Source organism: Bacillus sp. ME78, assembly GCF_903970865.1.
Lineage (GTDB): Bacteria > Bacillota > Bacilli > Bacillales > Bacillaceae_G > Bacillus_A > Bacillus_A cereus.
Map to the genome: position 1 here is coordinate 1 of NZ_CAJCKK010000014.1, position 20,273 is coordinate 20,273.

Here is a 20,273-nt window from a genome sequence, read left to right on the forward strand (position 1 = left end):
CCGACTGGTGACACTGGGGCTACTGGACCTACGGGGCCGACTGGTGACACTGGGGCTACTGGACCTACGGGGCCGACTGGGGCTACTGGACCGACTGGACCGACTGGACCATCCGGACTAGGACTTCCAGCAGGATTGTATGCATTTAACTCCGCTGGAATTTCTTTAGATCTTGGACTTAATGCTCCAGTACCATTTAATACTGTTGGATCTCAGTTTGGTACAGCAATTTCTCAATTAGATGCTGATACTTTCGTTATTGCTGAAACTGGATTCTATAAAATCACTGTTATCGTATATACTGCGGCAATAAGTGTATTAGGGGGGCTTACAATCCAAGTAAATGGGGTATCTGTACCAGGTACTGGGGCTACTTTAATCTCAGTTGGAGCACCTATCGTTGTTCAAGCAATTACGCAAATTACGACAACTCCATCATTAGTTGAAGTAATCGTTACAGGACTTGGGCTATCATTAGCTCTTGGTACAAATGCATCTATTATTATTGAAAAAGTTGCTTAATTTTTTACTTAGCAGTAGAACTGTTATCAGTTTTACTGCTTTTTCAATTTTAAATTCAATCATGAAACATTCGCTATCTACATAATCATATTGTTGTATGACATTTTGCAGGAGGCACAAATATGGAAAGTAAATCTGCTGTTCAGCTTTATCTCGAATTGCTAAAGAAGACAATTTTATTTGAAATATGGTTGGAATATGAGGCATACTTACCCGCATCTCTACATATTTCGAAAGAACTAGAATTCGAACCAGTTACAGTCCCCCTCCCTTTATTCATTAAGCAATATGCTGAAAACCATAACTTAAAAATTGTAAAACCAAATGTTTCAAAAAGTGAACGTCATGATGGAATGGATTGGCCAAGAGCAGCACATAGCATGATTGGTCGAGAACGTATGAACCAATTACAAGAGGCAATGGAAACCGTTGTTCGTGAAAATATAGAAGGAGATTTTATTGAAACAGGTGTATGGCGCGGAGGATCATGCATTTTTATGAATGGTTTTTTACAAGCAAACAACATTACGAATCGTAATGTGTGGGTCGCAGATTCATTTGAAGGTTTGCCAGCACCGAATCTAGAACAATATCCAAAAGATTACGGTGATTATTTACACACATTCGATTACTTACGCGTCTCTTTGGAACAAGTACAAGAGAATTTTAAAAAATATGATTTACTAAATGATCAAGTAAAATTTTTAAAAGGCTGGTTTAAAGATACTTTACCAACAGCACCAATTGAAAAAATAGCAATTGCACGGCTTGATGGTGATATGTACGAATCCACAATGGATGGTCTCGTGAACTTATATGATAAAGTTTCTAAAGGTGGCTATATAATTATCGATGACTACGGGCTACCACCATGCGCTGAGGCTGTGACAGACTTTAGAAAGCAACGAAATTTAAAAGCCCCTATTACTAAAATTGATGTATTTGGCGTTTATTGGAGAAAAGAATAAAAAAGATTTAATCTATAGGAGATCCCATTTTCACTCATCCTTCTCTCACTTCTAATCCAACAAAATATTTTTTTCGGAATCTCCTTACATATAACAATTGTTTTCCTGTGTTCTCTCACTACAAATTGAAAATTTCATTAATAGAGTTACTGCATATTCTCACATAAGAAAGGGGTATACTCATGAGCGAACTTAACAAAGAAATGACTTTACTCCCCCCTCCTGAACTCGTCCAATATGTAGGTGGCGACTTCAAAAAGGTTGGAAAAGAGTTCCTAAAGCATTTTATTCAAATTGGCGCTTTAAAATCAAATGAAAAAGTATTAGATGTAGGCTGCGGCGTCGGCCGAATGGCTGTACCATTAATGAATTACTTAAATGATGATGGAGCGTATTATGGATTTGATTTGTTTAAAGATGGAATTATTTGGTGTCAAAATAACATTTCAACTATGCGTAATAATTTTCACTTTGAACATGTTGACATATACAATCAATTCTATAATCCAGAAGGAAAAGAAGATGCCTCTCAATATCGTTTTCCCTATGAAGACGGAACATTCGATTTTATCTTTTTAACTTCTGTATTTACGCATCTTCTCCCAAAAGAATTAGAACATTACGTATCTGAAATTGTACGTGTATTAAAAAAAGATGGGAGATGTTTCATTACATTCTTTCTAATAAATCCTGAATCGTCCTATTATTTAAATGCAGGACAAAGTACATTAGGTTTTTATCATCGAATTGAAAATTGCTACGTTGTGAATAAAGATATTCCGAATTTTGCAGTTGCTTATCCTGAGACAGATATTTGCAATCTATTGAATAAGTACGGCCTAGAAATAATTAATAAGCCGCATTACGGTTTATGGTGCGGCAGAAATGAATATACAAGTTACCAAGATATTGTTCTTACAAAAAAAAGCTTCTGAAAGGAAGTTATGTATGATGAATGAAAAAAATCCACCTCTCGTTTCCATCCTTATTCCCACTTATAATCGGCCTCATTATTTTAAAATCGCTCTAGAAAGTGCATTGGCACAAACTTATTCAAATATTGAAATCATCATCGGAGATGACAGCACAAATGATGAAACAGAAACTTTAATACGCGAACAATACTTACCAAATTATAAAAATATAACATACATTCGAAATATCCCTACTCTAGGACAATTTCACAATGACCTTATGCTCATAGAAAAATCAAATGGTGAGTATATAAATTTTTTAATGGACGATGACGTGTTTTATAAGCATAAAATACAAAAAATGATGGCCTATTTTGAGCAAGATCCCAATAAAAATCTTGCTCTTGTTACTTCTTATCGAGTACGTATTGATGATCATGGAAATCTAATCGGTGATTCCCATCCAACACAAAGGTTATATAGTGAAGACACTCCATTAAACGGGATATTTTTAGGTAATTGGATGTTAAAAGGTGGGCACAACATTATCGGTGAGCCTACAACTACTTTGTTCCGAAAAGAATTGCTCACTGATCCTTTTGGTACCCTTAAAGAGCGACAATATTCTTGTAGTGTTGATATGGCCTCATGGATTTCTTTACTTTCTAAAGGAAATGCAATATACATTTCTGAGCCTTTAAGTCAATTTCGCTACCATGCTGGACAACAAATACACAATAAGCTCCTTCAAGGTTGTGAAGATTTCACACACCTCGTTATAACAGCAAAAGAATATGGCTTTTTACAAAATACTACGGACTATAGAGCAGCTCTACTTAGTGCTTACCAATGGTGTAAAAGTTCCTTAAAATACTATCTTCATCAATTAGATATTTTTCCTGACGCACATGTACGTCTTTCCCATTGTTTGGATATAATTATTAAAGAGTTAAACAATTAAACTACTCTGCAAAATCAAAAGTGTATGGACTATATGTGAATCATTCTTATAGTTCATACATTCTTTCTCATACTATAAAATCCATTACTATAAAGAGCAGTAGAAAGGAATACCTACATTGAAAGATCCAAATTCTCAATATCAAATAGACTACGTATTACTATTTATTTTATTTGCCATTGGGATTGTTAGTTGTTGTGCTATTGCAAGTGCGCAAGCCTCTTTACCACCATTTTTACAAAACGTCAATTTTGTACTAAAGCAAATCCAATGGTACTTCATTGGATTTATAGCCATTGGTGTTATTATGATTATTGATTTCGATCGTTATCAAAAAATTGCTTGGTATTTGTATAGCTTTGCAATGGTACTACTTATAGGACTAGAACTTCAAGTACCAGGTGCCGTTACAATTAAAGGCGCTACTGCTTGGTACAGGCTCTCAGGCATCGGAAATTTTCAGCCTTCTGAAATTATGAAATTGTTTTTAATTATCGTCATTGGAAGAATTATAGCAAATCATAATGAGAAATATTTTTCCCGAACAATGCGTGACGATTTTTTATTACTTGGAAAAATATTTGCAACAAGTTTGCCACCACTACTACTTATCGCAAAGGAACCAGATTTAGGAAACACAATGGTCATTTCAGCGATGCTTGCAGCAATGATACTAGTTTCTGGCATACGATGGCGTTTTATTTTCGGATTAGTTTCAGGTACTTTCGTTGCTGGATCTACATTAATATATATTTTTTTTACTCACACAGATTTCTTTAAAGCACACATTTTAAAAGAATATCAACTAAATCGCTTCTACGGATGGTTAGCACCTTACAAATATGATGCACAAGGCTATCAATTAAGACAAGCATTCTTAGCGACTGGATCCGGAGAAATGCAAGGAAAAGGGTGGGAAAATGGACAAGTATATTTTCCAGAACCACATACAGATTTTATTTTCACTAATGTCGCTGAACAATTTGGATTTCTAGGCGCAAGTGTCATTATTTCACTTTTTTTCTTACTCATTTTTCGAATGATTCATATCGCTTTAGAAAGTAATGACCCTTTCGGTAGTTACATTTGCGCTGGTACAATCGGAATGTTTACTTTCCAAGTATTCCAAAATATCGGGATGACAATCGGATTACTTCCCATTACAGGGATAACATTACCTCTTATGAGCTACGGAGGAAGTTCACTGCTTACATACATGATTGCGATTGGATTCATTTTAAATGTTCGCTCAAGAACGAAAATCTTTATGTTTAAATGAACAACAAAAAAACGCTATATTTTTATCTCTATCCTTTTTTAGATATACTAATGAAAAATACGATGGAGGTTTAAATATGAAATATGACATTATAGGAGATATTCATGGATGCTTCCAAGAGTTTCAAAATTTAACAGAGAAGCTAGGATATAACTGGAGTAGCGGTCTACCGGTTCACCCTGACCAACGTAAACTTGCATTCGTTGGCGATATTACAGACCGTGGTCCTCATTCATTACGTATGATCGAAATTGTATGGGAACTTGTCATACATAAAAAAGAAGCTTATTACGCTCCTGGAAATCACTGTAATAAACTATATCGATTTTTCCTTGGACGTAATGTAACAGTCGCTCACGGACTTGAAACAACTGTTGCTGAATATGAAGCACTTCCTTCTCATAAGCAAAACATTATAAAAGAAAAGTTTACCACTCTTTATGAACAATCACCGCTCTACCACATACTAGATGAAAAAAGAGTAATCGTATGTCACGCTGGGATTCGGCAAGATTACATAGGAAGACGAGATAAAAAAGTACAAACCTTTGTATTATATGGCGATATTACAGGAGAAAAGCATGCCGATGGCTCACCTGTCCGTCGTGATTGGGCGCAAGAATACAAGGGGCAAGCTTGGATTGTATATGGACATACACCAGTAGCAGAACCTCGATTCGTCAATCAGACAGTCAATATTGATACTGGTGCTGTATTTGGTGGCAAATTAACCGGATTACGTTATCCTGAAATGGAGACTATCTCTGTCCCTTCTTCGTTACCTTTTGTCGCTGAGAAATTCCGTCCAATTCCATAACTACCTTACTTAGCATTATTTAGGCAGATCTCATATAAAACTAGGTAAAGTAATTAAAAAAAGATGCAATAAAGTGCATCTTTTTTTAATTACCCTACATATAATGTCGCAGGAGGTGACAGAATGAAGAAAAAATCTTCTAAACAAAAAAGAAAATTTCCCCCTTTATATCTGCCCATGTACGGAATTAACAACTGGTGTAGTATTCGAGCTGCAGCGATAGAAGAACTGGAAGAACAAGAGTCATCAAAAAAAAGCAAAGTAAAACCAACATATGTCTCTTTAGAAAATGCTGTGATGAGCCGCATAATCGATCGTAAAAAAATAAAGATGCAACAAAAAAATAAACAGCTCTCAAATCAAGATGAACAGGTACTACATTCTAACCAAACAGAAGAAAAGGCGGAAGAAAATATTTCTGTAGCAATAAATAAAAAAGTGGAACCAGAAATTCCAGCTGCTATTATAAACAAAGTAAAAAAAATAAAAGAAGCATTAGCTTCATCGAATGATATACAAACTGAAAAACCACTCATAATTGAGACACCTACACCTGAAAATACAAAAGTTAAAAGGGGCGGCCGATATGCATATGCGGAGGGGCTTCACTCTCATGCGGAAGGCATGGCAGCACATGCGGAAGGCTTATTAACGCACGCAAAAGGTTCTTTCTCTCATGCAGAAGGATCAAACTCAAAAGCAACTGGACATAGTTCGCATAGTGAGGGAAGTGAAACGACAGCAGGCGGTGCTTATTCTCATGCAGAGGGTAAACAGACGACTGCTTTAGGCGAAGCAGCACACGCAGAAGGAACCGCAACTATCGCTAACGGCTCCTCTTCTCATGCGGAAGGTCATCATACATCAACAGCTCATTTTGCAGGTAGCCATATTATGGGGCGCTTCGGCACTGCAGAAGAAGCTTATTCTTGGTTTATTGCAAATGGTGTAAACGACACCGACCATAATATCGGTGCTAAATGGCTTGCACATAATGGAGAAATGTACATTGAGGGCGCGTCTTACAATGCAAGCGGAACGGATTTTGCACAAATGTTTGAAACAGAAGGTCATAAACCTATTGATGTCGGTTATTTCGTTACATTTAGTAGCGAAGAAAAAATTCGGATAGCTACTTCACACGATTCGTTCATTTTAGGAATATCTAGTGCAACCCCTGCACTTATAGGAAATAGCGGGGCTTTAAGTTGGCAAAAACGCTATAAAACAGATAACTTTGGGAAACGCCAATATGTATGGACGGAAACAGAAGAAATACAACCTCTTTTAAATACAGAATGGGATCCAGCTTGCAAATATGTAGCAAGAAAAGATCGCGCCGAGTGGCTTCCTGTCGGATTAATTGGGCAAATGTTAGTACGTGATGACGGCACTTGCGAAACGCATGGATATTGTCGTCCAAATGACAATGGCATTGCTACAAAAGCCGAAAGTGGATTTTTCGTTATAAAGCGTACGGGTGAAAACCAAATTTTAATATTATTCCGCTAAGAAAAAAGGGAACAAAATTCTTTATAATATAAGAATTTTGTTCCCTTTTTAAGCATTCCTAAGTAGCTCTTGCATATCGCTTGGAATTTTTATAGTGAAAGACATTTGTTTCTCTAAAATAGGATGATAAAACGTCAAAGATTTACTATGAAGTGCTTGCCGTTTCATTTCATCCCTTCTTCCTCCATATAAGTTATCACCAAGTAATGGATGTCCTATATGAGCCATATGCACACGAATTTGATGCGTTCTTCCTGTCTCAAGCTCCAGCGCTACATGTGTCTTATCATATGTACTATCAATTACTTTAAAATGAGTAACTGCCCTTTGTCCATCCTCACAAACCGTTCGCTCAATAATGCTATCAGATTTCCGACCAATTGGTGCATCAATCATTCCTTCTCGCTCTACCATCTCACCGTGAACAATTGCTTCATACGTTCGTTTCACAGCTTTTTGTTGATGCTGCTTAGATAAAAGATGATGCACAAAACGATTTTTTGCAATAAGCATAAGCCCTGAAGTATCACGATCTAACCGTGTTACAATGTGCACTGTACTTGCAAGATGCTGCTTATCATAATGAGATAAAATCGCATTGGCAACACTCCCTGTCGGATGTTCTCTAGACGGAATCGTTGACATGTTCGCCTCTTTATCAATGATAAGAACCGCATCATCTTCATATACAATGCATAAAGGGATATCTTCTGCCATCATCCCTTCACTTCTTTCCTCGACTGGAAAAAAGACACTTAATTCTTCACCAGCGCGCAACTGATGACGAACACTCGCATGTTGACTATTTACTTCAATTGCCCCGCCGTGAAACTTTATATCCGTTAAAGCGGCTTTAGAAATACCTTTCGTTTTCAAAAATTCCCTAACTAAAGTTCCCTCTTCAGCCAGCCCTATATCCCATTTCAATGTAAATCTGTTCAAATATATAACCCTTTCTATTTATCTGCAACAAACGAGTCACGAACTCGTTTCCAGAACGGGAACGGGCGGAAACGAACAAATCGTACTTTCTCGTTTGCGACGCGATACTGGATTGATTTCACATCTTGATGGACCATTGTTAAATGATCCACTGTAATTTGTAAGTTCATTCCTGCAGCCGGCTTTAACACACATGTATGATGCTTCGGCAATACGAGTGGCGATCCTACAGTACGAAACACACGATTGTTAATGGACGCCATTTCTGCAATTTGAATCGCTTCAATAGATGGGTGAATAATTGCTCCGCCAAGCGCTTTATTATACGCAGTACTTCCTGAAGGAGTAGAAATACAAAGGCCGTCCCCGCGGAATGTTTCAAAATATTCTCCTCGTATTTCTACTTCTGTTACTAATGTACCTTCTGCACTTTTTACAGTCGCCTCATTCATCGCTAAATACTGTGACTCTTTACTTCCATTCACATAGCGAATAATAACTTCTAAAAGCGGATATTCCACCACTTGGAATGGTGTTTTTGCAATCGCAATTACTAATTTCTCTACTTCTGTCGGTAACCAATCTGCATAGAAACCTAAATGTCCTGTATGTACACCAACAAATGCTGTTTCATCCAATCGATTATAATAACGATGAAACGCATACAAAAGCGTTCCATCTCCCCCAACAGAAATTACAATATCGGGTTCCTTTTCATCCATTATAAATCCAAAATCTAGCAAGTACTCTTTCATCGTGCTTGCCAGTGTATCTGATGATTGATCTCCCTTTGACATAATTGTAAATTTCATCGCCCAACACCCTTTAGTTTATGATTCGGAATCTTTCGTTTCTTGCTTTCTTGAAAAAGCCTTTTGCGCTTCTTGAATTTCAAGACGAATAGAAGACATTTCTTCATCTAATAAAAACGCCGCTTCAGCTGCACGTTGCAAGCGTATTTTAATATCTTCAGGAAAACGTCCACTATATTTATAATTTAAAGAATGCTCAATTGTTGCCCAAAAGTTCATTGCTAGCGTGCGTATTTGGATTTCTACCAATACTTTTTGTTCACCCTGAATCGTTTGAACAGGATAACTAATGACAACATGATAAGAACGATAACCGCTATCTTTCTTTTGCGTGACATAATCACGTTCTTCCACGATTTCAAAGTCATTTCGTTTTCGAAGATATTCTACAACAGGCTTAATCTCATCAACAAATTGACACATCATTCTAAGCCCAGCAATATCCTGCATATCTTCTCTCAATCGGTCTAGCGGTACATTTCTCTTCTCCGCTTTATCAATAATACTTGCAACCGACTTTACCCTTCCTGTTACAAACTCAATTGGAGAATGCTCTGTTAACATTGCAAATTGAGTACGCATTCCTTTTAGTTTCACTTTCAGCTCTGCCACCGCTTGGTGGTAAGGTGCTAAAAATTCTTCCCAATTTCGATTCATTTCAACCACCACCAAAATCAATCCATTTGCTTATAGAAATACTTTTTCTACAGCAGTTACTAATTCTTCTCCGTAATTTGCATTACCTTCAATATTTTCAACTAAATATTCTACTTCTTCTTTTAATCCTTCTAATTCCATTTCAATGTCATTCACGCTAACGAACATAACCACATCGTTATTCATCGCTTCATGCATTGCTTCCCAGCATGTGTGCGGAATACTTACATAAACGAAAGATGATTCATTTTCTAAGATATATAAAAATGATAAATTGTCTGAGTCTACAAGTACGTGATTACGTGCACTTAACTCCTTTACCTCTATTTCACTATTTTCCGCACAAAAAATAAGAGCATTCTCTCTCTTTTCTACGCTCTTAACTTGGATTTTATTTTGCATGCTCTAACTCCTCCATCTCAACTTCCTGTCTTACTTAACAGTATTATTGTATCATAACATGGACGCAAACAAATAAAACATTGAACCAAATTTATGAAAAAGCGATAATGTGTAAAGAATTATTTTTCAAAAGGAGATTATACAATGACACAAGAAATTGAAATTGAATTCAAAAATATCGTTACAAAAGAAGAATTCGATACATTATGTAAATCGTTTTCTATTGAAGCATTTACGAAACAAGTGAATCACTACTTTGAAACACCTGACTTCTCGTTAAAAGAAGCTGGCTCTGCACTTCGTATTCGTCATAAAGGAGAAACTTATACGTTAACGTTGAAACAACCTGTAGAAATCGGTTTATTAGAAACGCATCAAGTCGTAACAGAAGACGAAGCAAAAATGATGATGGAAACAAACACAATCATTCAAGGAGCAGTAGTAGATCAATTACACAAATTACAAATTCCTGTTTCTGCTTTAACATATATGGGTAGTTTAACAACAGAAAGAGCAGAAACATTATTTAAAGGCGGAACGCTTGTCTTTGATCATAGTTTCTATTACAATCACGATGATTATGAAATTGAATTTGAAGTACAAGATGAAGAAACAGGAAAAGCTGCATTTATTCATTTATTAACGCAACATAACATACCTGTTCGCCATACAAATAACAAAGTAAAACGCTTTTTCCTTGCCAAACAAAACAAAGCACGCTAAAGTGAAAATTCCACTAGTGAATATGTTTCACTAGTGGATACATCTCACTAAAAAAGTTTACACCCATAGAATAAGCAAAGAATCTTTGAGAAGGCTGTTTATTTGCCCTCTCGAACATTCCATTGCTACAATAGATATACATTTCATGGAAAAAGGAGTTTATAAAGGATGAGCAAGCAACCGATGACACCATTTGAAGCAATTGGCGGTGAACAATGCATTGCAATATTAGTAGATACATTTTATTCCTATGTCAGTAAACACCCTGACTTATCTCCCATCTTCCCGGAAGATTTAACAGAAACCGCTAGGAAGCAGAAGCAATTTTTAACACAATATTTAGGTGGTCCTAATTTGTACACTGAAGAACATGGTCATCCTATGTTAAGAGCACGCCATCTTCCGTTTGAGATTACTCCAAAACGAGCAGAGGCTTGGCTATCATGCATGGAGCAAGCAATGGATGATACTGGAGTGCATGGTCATATAAGAGAGTTTGTCTTTGAACGTTTAGCATTAACCGCTCAGCATATGGTTAATACTCCAAACGAAACAGGTGAAGTGTAATGGATAAGCAGGAAGCAAAGCATATAAATATGCCATCTCCTTCCGCATGTGAGCATAAGTCTGTAGAAGCATATTTATTTATTGATCCACTTTGTAAAGATTGCTGGGAAATTGAGCCTTTTATTATTAAACTATGGCTTGAATACGGGAAATACTTCTCTATTCGTCATATCGTAACAGGAAAAGTGGATGGAACGAACGCTTCCTCACACAAATGGAATAAACCTGCTAATATTCGATTTGTGTGGGAAAAGACAACAAGTTTACAAGGTTTTTCATGCGATGGAAAGGTACATATGCAAGAAGCATCGTCAACACCATATTTAGTTTCGATGGCAATTAAGGCAGCGGAGTTGCAAGGCCGAAAAGCAGGTTCGAAGTTTTTGCGAAAACTCCAAGAATACATTTTCCTTGAAAATGTATCAAGCCCTGACTGCGAACTATTACTTGCATGTGCGAAAGATAGCAATATTGATGTAGAAGAATTTAAAAAAGATCTACATTCTGCTAGTGCAAAAAAAGCTTTCCAATGTGACTTGAAATTCACGAATGAAATGCATATTACAGAAATACCCTCCCTCGTCTTTTTTCATGCGAACTCAGATGAAGAAGGTATTAAAATCGCTGGAAATTATTCCTACGATGTATACGTACAATTATTGAAAGAACTTGTAAAATGTGAAATTGAGCCAGAACCATTACCACCTTTAGAAGTGCTACTAGAAGCAACACAATTTATATCTTCAAAAGAAGTAGCATTTATTTATGACTGTTCGCAACAAGAAATTGAGCGCGAACTTAAAAAATTACAACTGAAACGAAAAGTACAAATGATAGAAGTAAAATGCCAACGTTATTGGAAATGGATAGCAAAAGAAAAAGACCTGGTGTAAACACCAGGTCTTTTTCTTTACGGCTTATAAAAATATTAAAGGGGATGGGAGAAATTTTCACGTTCAAACAAAGGGGTATATGTTTGTATGTGAATTCGTTCACGCTTATTATATTACAAGATTCGACGTCAGATGACAACCCCTTTTGTCGAATTTCACACTTTTGTCACATTCTAAACGTTTTCATTTTTGAATAAGCTATAAAAAAGGTCATTTAGGGGGTTTATTTATGAAAAAATCTTATATTGCTCTTCTCTTTCTAGCTGTCATCGTTTCTTTTTTCTTGTACATCCTCTCTCTATTACAAGCTTTTCCTAAAATTATTGCCTTACCTCTTTTATTCGTAATCATTGTTATCACTCTCTCTTATTTCAATCATAAAAAACGATTCAAAGGGTTTTAATTTCAAAAATCAGCCGTAAAACTATCCTTTCAGTTAGAAAAAACAAAGAAATCCATCTTGTTTTTTCGACATATATCGACATTTAATCTATTCCAAAAAAGACGAGGATACAATCCCTCGTCTTTTTTCATTACTTTTCTTCAAATAATAATGCTTCTAATTCATTTAATTTCTCTTCAAATACTTGTAGTGCCTCTTTTACTGGTTCAGGAGATGCCATATCTACTCCTGCTTTTTTCAGCACTTCAATTGGATAATCAGAGCTTCCTGCTTTTAAGAACTCGTTAATATAACGTTCTACTGCTGGTTGTCCTTCTTCTAAAATCTGTTTAGATAGAGCAGTCGCTGCACTAAATCCTGTTGCGTATTGATATACGTAATAGTTGTAGTAGAAGTGTGGAATACGAGACCATTCTAAACCAATCTCTTCGTCGATTACTAAAGCGTCACCGAAATATTTCTTATTTAAATCATAGTAGATTTCCGTTAGCATATCTGGCGTAACAGCATGTCCTTCTTGTACTTTCTTATGAATAATATGCTCAAACTCTGCAAACATCGTTTGACGGAATACAGTACCACGGAATCCTTCTAAATAATGATTTAATAAATATAGACGCTCTTTCTTATCTTCTGTCGTTTTTAATAAATAATCATTTAGAAGCGCTTCATTACAAGTAGATGCCACTTCTGCTACAAAGATGGAATAATCACCATATACGTGCGGTTGTGTTTTTCTTGTATAGTAACTATGCACCGAATGACCAAACTCATGAGCAAGTGTAAATAAGTTATTTACATTATCATGCCAGTTCATTAAAATATACGGATTTGTTCCATATGCACCAGATGAGTATGCCCCGCTTCGTTTTCCTTTATTCTCATACACATCTACCCAGCGATTTTCATATGCCTCTTTCAAAATATCAACATATTCATCACCAAGTACGTTTAAAGATTTTAATAAAAGGTCTTGTGCTTCTTCGTATTTCACATTCATTTTCACTTCTGGTACAAGTGGTGTATATAAATCATACATATGAAGCTCATCAAGTCCTAATGCACGCTTACGAATATCGATGTAACGGTGTAATAAATGTAAGTTGTCATTTACCGTTTCAACGAGTTGATCGTATACTGCTTCCGGAATATTATTATTGCTCAGTGCAGCTTGGCGAGCAGAATCATATTTACGAACACGCGCATTGAAATTATTACGTTTTACTGCTCCACTTAACGTACTTGCGAATGTATTTTTAAATTTCCCATACGTTTCATATACAGCTTTAAATGCATCTTCGCGAACACGAGGATCATCACTTTCTAAAAACTGAATGTAACGGCCATGTGTAATTTCTATTTCTTCTCCGTCTTCACCTTTAATAGATGGGAATTTTAAATCCGCGTTATTCAACATACCGAATGTATTGCTTGATGAACTCATTACTTCAGATGCTTCCGCTAATAAAGCCTCCTCAGCTTCTGATAATACGTGCGGGCGTTGACGTGTAATTTCTTCTAATGCATGTTCATATACACTTAAATCTCTATTTTCCTTCAAGAATGTTTGCATTGTATCTTCTGAAATCGATAAAATTTCAGGCACAATATACGCTGTGCTACTAGATACTTGTGAATATAAATTTGTTGCACGATCATTTAATGCTTGATATACAGAGTTTGTTGTATCTTGATCGTAACGCATATGAGCATATGTATATAGCTTACCTAATCGCATTGAAATTTCATCTTCATATTGCAATGCCTCAAGTAAATTGTCCGCAGAGTCACCAAGTTTCCCTTTAAATTCAGTTAACTTCGGTAATAGCTCTTTAATAGCCTGGAATTCTTTTTCCCATTCTGCATCCGTTTGGAAAATATCTTCTAATCGCCACGTACTTGCTTCTTCAATCTCGTTGCGATCTGGTAATGCTTTCGCTTTGTTTTGTTCAGACATTCTTTAAGCCCTCCTTTAAATATCTCTACTTAAGTACAATTCGTTTTTTCTTATGTAATTCCTTCACAATCATTCTTTATTATATCCCCTTTTCCTCCTCTCATGTTAAAATTTGCCTCAAATAAAGATAGCGCATGTATTAAGCAAATCTCATCATGTTTCATAATTTCCTCCTCTGTTTTTAACATCACTACATCCCTTATTTTTCGGTACGTATAACTTCCCGCTTTATGCAATACACCTATATAGCATAAAAATGTCATATATTCAGTAACTGCCACTTTCCATGTGTGCTGTGAAAAGTACGGAAGTATCCGCCTTTTCGTATACCTTTTTACATAACTACACACATATTGAAGAGAAATACACTCTCCTACTGCAAGCCCCCCTATACACTTCATATATAGAAAAGCTTGCCATATAAATGGATTTGCTTGAAAAGCAAATCCAGAAGGGAGTGGAACACCAATTTCAGAAGGAAAACTCGCTGGGGTACATTTAAATTGATATAAGAGGCGTAATAATGACTTATAATTATAATTCCAAATCGGCAGGGCATTTTTGCGGAAGTAGTTCTTTCTCTTCTTCCACTCTTCCCTTAGTATCTCTTTCTCGAAAGGAACGGGAGAAAAAAGCATTTCAAAAGTAGTTTTATCGATTGGTAAATATACAGTATGCGCGAAAAAGATGTTTGTAGAAAATGGAGTGACAAATGCACATTTCATAAATGATTTCTCTTTCGAACAGAAGAAAATAAGAAATGGTTGAGGATAAGATTGTAAGGAGAAAGCCATAAGTGAGGAGAATTTCATCCAATATGCCGATTGCTTTTTCAATTGATTTCCACCAACGATCCAAATGACCTGTATACCAGCTCGCCAATATGAATAGGTTCTTTTGTACAGCTGCTCTATAGCAAGGTTTGCACATTGGTATTCAATTGCAATTTTTCTGCCCGCCCTCTCTACAAAAATATCTGGTCGTTGCTTAATTTCCGGAAGGTAGTACTCAATATCCACCTGAAAGTTTTGACGTTTGAACCATCTATATAACAATTCTTTACCGTGCATATGATACGTTGATTCCGCTTCATAAAAGGCAAGACATGAATCCACTTTTTTATGAGCAAAATGCCAACTTTTTTGTTTCCCTAATTTCATTTGCACTTCCTTTCCACAAGCTACACAAAAGAATCGTTCCTGTTGGCGCATACGGCGCAAAAGCTCTTCATTACAATTATAGAGTAAATGAATTTTTTCTCCGTTTTCTCTTTTAGCTATAAATATCGGAATCACACCCTTTCAGCTCCTTATATTCTACAATTTATTACAAATTCCTTTTAAAAAAGAGATGTCCCAATTTCGGACATCTCTTTTTATAATAATGGCGATAATAACCGGTACGTTGATTCAACAATTCGTCTATGCAGACGCCTTTTATGAAAACGATCAACGTGAATTTCACTGGATTCTTCTAAATCGTCTTTAAAGTCTTGAACAAGTCTTTTAATGCTATCTGTATCATATAAAAAGGCATTTACTTCAAAATTCAAATGAAAACTTCTCATATCCATATTAGCTGTCCCAATTGAAGCTAAATCAGAATCAACGATGACAATTTTACTATGAAGAAAACCTTTTTCGTATTCATATATCTTTACTCCTGCGTCTAAAAGCTCTGGGAAGTACGATCTCGATGCGTAAAAGACAGTGCGCTTATCAGGTTTACTCGGCATCAACAAACGGACATCAATACCAGCAAGTGCAGCAACCTTTAATGCGGATAAAATATCATCATCCGGAATAAAATACGGCGTTGCAATCCAAATAGATTTCCGAGCAGAAGCGATCATTGCGAAATATAAATGCTTAATCGTTTCCCACTTATTATCGGGGCCGCCTGCAACTAGCTGCACTCCTCCCCAATGATCACCCTCAACTGCTTTTGCTTGTAAATATTCAGGAGCTAGCACAGCCTCTCCAGTCATATAGAACCAATCTTGAAGGAAAATAAGCTGTAAACTTTGAACCGCTTCACCACGTAAATACAAATGAGTGTCTCGCCAAAAGCCAAAATATTTACTTTTTCCTAAATACTCATCACCAATATTTAATCCGCCTACAAACCCTTCGTTCCCATCAATCACAACAATTTTCCTATGATTTCGATAATTAATCTTATCGTTTAAAATCGGAAAGCGCACAGGAAAGAACGGAATCATTTCTACACCTGCATCGTTTAATTCTTCAATATACGATTTCGATAACTTAAAACTTCCAACCGCATCATATAAAAAGCGAACAACAACGCCCTCTTTTGATTTTTGTATTAAAATATCTTTAATTTCTGTTCCTAATTTATCATCACGCACAATGTAATATTCCATATGAATGTGATGTTTCGCTCGTTTTAACCCATTTAAAATGGCCTGAAACGTTTCATCTCCATTTGTTAATGTCCTCGTTTCAGTTTGAAATGAAATATTTAAAGCACCTAATCGATCCGCTAAACGAAATAACAGTTCTTGATGCTTATGATTGCGTAAAATTCGTTCTTCGTAATCTTCATGCCCTTTATATTGTAAAAACGCCTGTTCATCAAGTAACGCCTTCTTTTGAAACATTCTTTTTCTCCGAAAATTTTGTCCAAATAATAAATAAGCAAAGAAGCCAAATACAGGAAAAATCCCTAACACAATTAACCATGTAAGTGTTTTAGATGGGTGGCGATTTTCTAAGAAAATAACGCAACCAATTAAAAACGCAGATACTGTAAATAAAATACTAATAATACCTAAAATCGAAACATCTTTTATCCCAATCACATCTGAATAAAATGCTACATCAATAAACATACGTAACGAAACAAATAATGCGAACAATAGCAAGATAAAGAAAATCAGCTTTAACGTATTTTTCATCTCTTACCTCCTAACTAAGAAAGCTTTCCTATTCTTCATATAAAAAGCCGATTTCATACTACAGAAATCGGCCTACGTTTTAGCAGGAAAATTATTGCGAATCGTTTCAAGCGCATGCTCTTTCACAATTTGTTTTCCATACTCACTTACACGATGAATTGTTAAAGTTGATTCTTCCCCATATTCTAAAACAATACTTAAAATACGATCGATTTCTTCTTCATCATGTAGCACTTCATCGAATTCCACATATACATAATAGCGGTCCTCAAATGAATACAGCTCATCTTTTATATCTTCAAAGATAAGACGATGACTTAATGAAATGACATCTTCAAAATCATTAAATTTAATTAAAAAGCCAAACGTACCATCTTCATTAAAGTTTGTTCCTGTTTGTTCTTCTACCTCTTCGACTAACTCTTGTTGGAATAATGATTCAATGCCTTCATCTAGAGGAATATCTATAATTTTGTCTACCCCTATCGGTAGTTCCAGCTTTTGCCCATCCTTTGAAAGCTCTGCTTTCGTGACAAGTACTTCAATCCCTTTATCGACTGCTTGCACTTGGATCCATAACGGCCCATCAATAAAGAAATCGTCATGATCACGAGCTTCGTCCATCATCTCCCAAAAGAGCTCTTCACTTCGTTCGCGATCGTACCAAATTTCTTCACGATTAAATCCTCTATCCTCTATATCAATGTACGTAATAAAAAATTTCATCGTATGATCATTAATTCTTTCAATATCCAAAATACAACTCTCCCTTCCTGCTTAGAATTGTTATGAAGGGATTCCCCACTCATATGACAAATCAATAGATTCTTGTACTCTCATTTTATGATAAGATTCTCCAGAATGGAAATAAAATCGATTTATTTTACAAAAATAGTTATATGCCTATCTTTACTCGATCAACTACATAAATATATTATTATAGCGATTTCTTACTTACAAAAAATTTGGACATACATTTCCACATTCCCCCGTACACTGTAATAAGGTGAAACTTCTATTGAAAGAGATTATTTAACAACAACTTTCTGCATCACATACATACAGTTCGCTTATTAAAACATCATAAATGGAGGCAGACGAATGGACTTAGAGTTTTTAACATCCGTACTAATGATTGTCGGTATCGATGTCGTATTAGGTGGTGACAATGCAATCGTCATCGCACTAGCTAGCCGAAATTTACCTGAATCGAAACGAAATAAAGCTATTTTGATCGGTACTCTTTTAGCAATCGTACTAAGAATTGTCCTTACTATACTAGCTGTCTATTTACTCGACATTCCATTTCTACAATTGATTGGCGGGGTTTTACTTACATTAATTGCAGTCAATTTATTAACTGATGATAGCAACGACCTTTCTGCCATTCAAGGAAAAACAACTTTATTTCAAGCTGTGCGAACAATTGTTTTCGCGGATCTCGTTATGGGGTTTGATAATGTTATTGCCATTGCAGGTGCAGCTCACGGGAGATTTTTACTCGTCATAATCGGCTTACTCATTTCTATCCCTATTATTATTTGGGGCAGTAAACTTATTTTAATACTTATGGAACGATTTCCATTCCTCATTTATTGCGGTGCAGCAATTCTTGCCTATACTGCAGGGAAAATGGTTACACATGAAGACAGACTTGCAACCTTTTTTCATAACAACCCAAGTTTCACTGCAAGCATTCCTTATTTGTTCATTTTCACTATTTTATGCATCGGCTTTATCGTAAAACAAGTTCGATTACGCAATGTGAAACATTAAAAAAAACCTTCTACTATATAATAGGTAGAAGGTTTTCATATTATTATAATTAATTTACAAGACGTTGTGCTTCACGTAATTGGAACGTTCTTACTGTACGTGGTAAGAAACGGCGAATTTCGTCTTCGTTGTAACCAACTTGAAGGCGTTTCTCGTCAATCATAATTGGACGACGTAAAATCCCCGGATAGTCACGAATCATCTTATATAAATCTTGAAGTGGTAAAGATTCTAAGTTTACATTCAATTCTTGGAAAACTTTCGAACGAGTAGAAATAATCTCATCCGTTCCGCTTTCTGTCATACGTAAAATCTCTTTAATTTCCTCAATCGTTAATGGATCTGAGAAAATATTACGTTCTGTATAGGGAATATGATTTTCCTCTAGCCATAATTTCGCCTTTCTACAAGACGTACAGCTTGGAGAACTATATAATGTTACCATACAAAGCTCACTCTCCTTAAAGAGTACAAATTCTGTACTAAATACAGTTTTAATTTCTAACTTCAGCAATTTTTCGCGATAACTTGTCTTATTGAAAAGTACAAAAATCGCATTTCATGTAAGCAACAACTTATAATAAACAACAATTACTTTTAATAAGTAACTTCTATAATCATTATACAATAGATTTTGCAAGAAATATACAGCAAATTTCCTGCTAGTTGAGAAAACTCTTCCGTGTATTCCACTGCTATGTAACATGATTACGCTCAATTTAGCTGTACTTGAACAATAACTTTCAACCCCTTTAATACTCACTTCCTCTAAATTTTTCATATAATATATAGTTATTTATCTATAATCTTCCCTATGAAAAAGAGAACGTTTTCTTACTTTTTCTTGATAAATCAATTAAGAAATGTAAGACTATACAAATGAGAATAAAAAGGAACGTTTGTTCTTATTTTAACAAACATTCTCCCTCCTGTCTACACGATTTCTAAAGTAAATTAAATATTTTTCTGACATTTCTTTCTTTTTTATTTTTTATCTCATACAATAAACATACAGACAGGCAAAGGGGGAGTTTGCAAATGATTGCTTTTTTTATTGATTTTATTACGGTTGCTGCCCTCATCATCGGAATAACAGCATTGATTGGTGTCATTACAAATAGCATCGGTGAAAAGCTCTTTGGTGGAAAAGAAAAAATGAAGTTTGTTAACAAGAGTTTGGATGTACAATCCGGCTGGAACCAAGTTGGTGGAAAAGGCATTTATAAAAAACGCACGTATTAAAAAAAA

21 protein-coding genes and 1 pseudogene are annotated in these 20,273 nt (G+C 35.6%); 13 read left to right on the forward strand and 9 right to left on the reverse strand.

Annotated elements, in window-relative coordinates; all coding sequences use genetic code 11:
* The 7 genes and pseudogenes from bclA to H6481_RS16260 form a co-directional block, all read left to right on the forward strand.
* A pseudogene (gene bclA / locus H6481_RS16230) lies at positions 1-522 on the forward strand (collagen-like exosporium glycoprotein BclA); the annotation flags it as partial.
* Positions 523-644: 122 nt separating this feature from the next.
* On the forward strand, positions 645-1,490 hold the full coding sequence (locus H6481_RS16235) for a TylF/MycF family methyltransferase (RefSeq protein WP_000444385.1): 846 nt from the start codon (positions 645-647) through the stop codon (positions 1,488-1,490).
* Between the two features lie 182 nt (positions 1,491-1,672).
* On the forward strand, positions 1,673-2,425 hold the full coding sequence (locus H6481_RS16240) for a class I SAM-dependent methyltransferase (protein WP_001292840.1): 753 nt from the start codon (positions 1,673-1,675) through the stop codon (positions 2,423-2,425).
* Positions 2,426-2,438: 13 nt separating this feature from the next.
* Positions 2,439-3,365 carry a glycosyltransferase gene (locus H6481_RS16245; protein WP_003269828.1) on the forward strand — a complete coding sequence of 309 codons (927 nt, stop codon included), beginning with the start codon at positions 2,439-2,441 and terminating at the stop codon, positions 3,363-3,365.
* 118 nt (positions 3,366-3,483) lie between these two features.
* Positions 3,484-4,644 carry an FtsW/RodA/SpoVE family cell cycle protein gene (locus H6481_RS16250; RefSeq protein ID WP_182812353.1) on the forward strand — a complete coding sequence of 387 codons (1,161 nt, stop codon included), beginning with the start codon at positions 3,484-3,486 and terminating at the stop codon, positions 4,642-4,644.
* A 76-nt stretch (positions 4,645-4,720) separates the two neighbouring features.
* A complete protein-coding gene (gene prpE / locus H6481_RS16255) occupies positions 4,721-5,461 on the forward strand; it encodes a bis(5'-nucleosyl)-tetraphosphatase PrpE (RefSeq protein ID WP_182812356.1) in 741 nt (246 codons plus the stop codon).
* 123 nt (positions 5,462-5,584) lie between these two features.
* A complete protein-coding gene (locus tag H6481_RS16260; protein ID WP_071731615.1) occupies positions 5,585-6,973 on the forward strand; it encodes a peptidase G2 autoproteolytic cleavage domain-containing protein in 1,389 nt (462 codons plus the stop codon).
* A gap of 48 nt (positions 6,974-7,021) precedes the next feature.
* Here H6481_RS16260 and H6481_RS16265 read toward each other — a convergent pair whose 3' ends face one another.
* The 4 genes from H6481_RS16265 to H6481_RS16280 are packed head-to-tail and all read right to left on the reverse strand — an operon-like array spanning position 7,022 to position 9,786.
* A complete protein-coding gene (locus H6481_RS16265; RefSeq protein ID WP_182812359.1) occupies positions 7,022-7,915 on the reverse strand; it encodes an RluA family pseudouridine synthase in 894 nt (297 codons plus the stop codon).
* A 14-nt stretch (positions 7,916-7,929) separates the two neighbouring features.
* Complete coding sequence (locus H6481_RS16270) at positions 7,930-8,727, reverse strand: NAD kinase (protein WP_000673190.1); 798 nt, start codon at positions 8,725-8,727, stop codon at positions 7,930-7,932.
* Positions 8,728-8,745: 18 nt separating this feature from the next.
* Positions 8,746-9,384, reverse strand: coding sequence for a GTP pyrophosphokinase family protein (locus H6481_RS16275; protein ID WP_001081482.1), 639 nt, complete (start codon positions 9,382-9,384; stop codon positions 8,746-8,748).
* 30 nt (positions 9,385-9,414) lie between these two features.
* The gene (locus tag H6481_RS16280; RefSeq protein WP_182812362.1) at positions 9,415-9,786 is read right to left on the reverse strand and encodes a hypothetical protein; all 372 of its coding nucleotides are present in this window, start codon (positions 9,784-9,786) and stop codon (positions 9,415-9,417) included.
* 144 nt (positions 9,787-9,930) lie between these two features.
* Here H6481_RS16280 and H6481_RS16285 point away from each other — a divergent pair, with 144 nt between their 5' ends.
* The 4 genes from H6481_RS16285 to H6481_RS16300 all read left to right on the forward strand — a co-directional run bounded on the left by H6481_RS16285 (position 9,931) and on the right by H6481_RS16300 (position 12,372).
* On the forward strand, positions 9,931-10,509 hold the full coding sequence (locus tag H6481_RS16285; protein ID WP_182812365.1) for a CYTH domain-containing protein: 579 nt from the start codon (positions 9,931-9,933) through the stop codon (positions 10,507-10,509).
* 168 nt (positions 10,510-10,677) lie between these two features.
* A complete protein-coding gene (locus H6481_RS16290; protein WP_000043386.1) occupies positions 10,678-11,076 on the forward strand; it encodes a hypothetical protein in 399 nt (132 codons plus the stop codon).
* Positions 11,076-11,969, forward strand: a complete 894-nt coding sequence (locus H6481_RS16295) for a ClpXP adapter SpxH family protein (protein ID WP_000360658.1) — start codon at positions 11,076-11,078, stop codon at positions 11,967-11,969. The genes H6481_RS16290 and H6481_RS16295 overlap by 1 nt, the downstream gene beginning before the upstream one ends.
* Before the next feature lie 229 nt (positions 11,970-12,198).
* On the forward strand, positions 12,199-12,372 hold the full coding sequence (locus H6481_RS16300) for a hypothetical protein (protein ID WP_081366397.1): 174 nt from the start codon (positions 12,199-12,201) through the stop codon (positions 12,370-12,372).
* Between the two features lie 130 nt (positions 12,373-12,502).
* On the opposite strand, the gene pepF is transcribed toward H6481_RS16300, so the two are convergent.
* From pepF to mecA, 4 genes are all read right to left on the reverse strand, one after another.
* Positions 12,503-14,329, reverse strand: a complete 1,827-nt coding sequence (pepF, locus tag H6481_RS16305) for an oligoendopeptidase F (protein WP_089170608.1) — start codon at positions 14,327-14,329, stop codon at positions 12,503-12,505.
* A gap of 50 nt (positions 14,330-14,379) precedes the next feature.
* Positions 14,380-15,624, reverse strand: a complete 1,245-nt coding sequence (locus H6481_RS16310; protein WP_182812368.1) for a competence protein CoiA family protein — start codon at positions 15,622-15,624, stop codon at positions 14,380-14,382.
* A gap of 80 nt (positions 15,625-15,704) precedes the next feature.
* Complete coding sequence (locus tag H6481_RS16315; protein WP_000799191.1) at positions 15,705-17,249, reverse strand: cardiolipin synthase; 1,545 nt, start codon at positions 17,247-17,249, stop codon at positions 15,705-15,707.
* A 72-nt stretch (positions 17,250-17,321) separates the two neighbouring features.
* Positions 17,322-18,005, reverse strand: coding sequence for an adaptor protein MecA (gene mecA, locus H6481_RS16320; protein ID WP_000350715.1), 684 nt, complete (start codon positions 18,003-18,005; stop codon positions 17,322-17,324).
* 345 nt (positions 18,006-18,350) lie between these two features.
* On the opposite strand from mecA, the gene H6481_RS16325 reads away from it, so the two are divergent.
* Positions 18,351-19,025, forward strand: a complete 675-nt coding sequence (locus tag H6481_RS16325) for a TerC family protein (protein ID WP_000362612.1) — start codon at positions 18,351-18,353, stop codon at positions 19,023-19,025.
* A gap of 49 nt (positions 19,026-19,074) precedes the next feature.
* On the opposite strand, the gene spx is transcribed toward H6481_RS16325, so the two are convergent.
* On the reverse strand, positions 19,075-19,470 hold the full coding sequence (gene spx / locus H6481_RS16330) for a transcriptional regulator Spx (RefSeq protein ID WP_000258267.1): 396 nt from the start codon (positions 19,468-19,470) through the stop codon (positions 19,075-19,077).
* Between the two features lie 593 nt (positions 19,471-20,063).
* Here spx and H6481_RS16335 point away from each other — a divergent pair.
* Positions 20,064-20,267 carry a hypothetical protein gene (locus H6481_RS16335; RefSeq protein ID WP_000559971.1) on the forward strand — a complete coding sequence of 68 codons (204 nt, stop codon included), beginning with the start codon at positions 20,064-20,066 and terminating at the stop codon, positions 20,265-20,267.
* Positions 20,268-20,273 lie beyond the last annotated feature (6 nt).

Coding starts and splice junctions, on each gene's coding strand:
- H6481_RS16235 (WP_000444385.1), top strand. CDS start 645: ATGGAAAGTAAATCTGCTGTTCAGCTTTATCTCGAATTGCTAAAGAAG.
- H6481_RS16240 (WP_001292840.1), top strand. CDS start 1,673: ATGAGCGAACTTAACAAAGAAATGACTTTACTCCCCCCTCCTGAACTC.
- H6481_RS16245 (WP_003269828.1), top strand. CDS start 2,439: ATGATGAATGAAAAAAATCCACCTCTCGTTTCCATCCTTATTCCCACT.
- prpE (WP_182812356.1), top strand. CDS start 4,721: ATGAAATATGACATTATAGGAGATATTCATGGATGCTTCCAAGAGTTT.
- H6481_RS16260 (WP_071731615.1), top strand. CDS start 5,585: ATGAAGAAAAAATCTTCTAAACAAAAAAGAAAATTTCCCCCTTTATAT.
- H6481_RS16270 (WP_000673190.1), bottom strand. CDS start 8,727: ATGAAATTTACAATTATGTCAAAGGGAGATCAATCATCAGATACACTG.
- H6481_RS16275 (WP_001081482.1), bottom strand. CDS start 9,384: ATGAATCGAAATTGGGAAGAATTTTTAGCACCTTACCACCAAGCGGTG.
- H6481_RS16280 (WP_182812362.1), bottom strand. CDS start 9,786: ATGCAAAATAAAATCCAAGTTAAGAGCGTAGAAAAGAGAGAGAATGCT.
- H6481_RS16285 (WP_182812365.1), top strand. CDS start 9,931: ATGACACAAGAAATTGAAATTGAATTCAAAAATATCGTTACAAAAGAA.
- H6481_RS16290 (WP_000043386.1), top strand. CDS start 10,678: ATGAGCAAGCAACCGATGACACCATTTGAAGCAATTGGCGGTGAACAA.
- H6481_RS16295 (WP_000360658.1), top strand. CDS start 11,076: ATGGATAAGCAGGAAGCAAAGCATATAAATATGCCATCTCCTTCCGCA.
- H6481_RS16300 (WP_081366397.1), top strand. CDS start 12,199: ATGAAAAAATCTTATATTGCTCTTCTCTTTCTAGCTGTCATCGTTTCT.
- pepF (WP_089170608.1), bottom strand. CDS start 14,329: ATGTCTGAACAAAACAAAGCGAAAGCATTACCAGATCGCAACGAGATT.
- H6481_RS16315 (WP_000799191.1), bottom strand. CDS start 17,249: ATGAAAAATACGTTAAAGCTGATTTTCTTTATCTTGCTATTGTTCGCA.
- H6481_RS16325 (WP_000362612.1), top strand. CDS start 18,351: ATGGACTTAGAGTTTTTAACATCCGTACTAATGATTGTCGGTATCGAT.
- spx (WP_000258267.1), bottom strand. CDS start 19,470: ATGGTAACATTATATAGTTCTCCAAGCTGTACGTCTTGTAGAAAGGCG.
- H6481_RS16335 (WP_000559971.1), top strand. CDS start 20,064: ATGATTGCTTTTTTTATTGATTTTATTACGGTTGCTGCCCTCATCATC.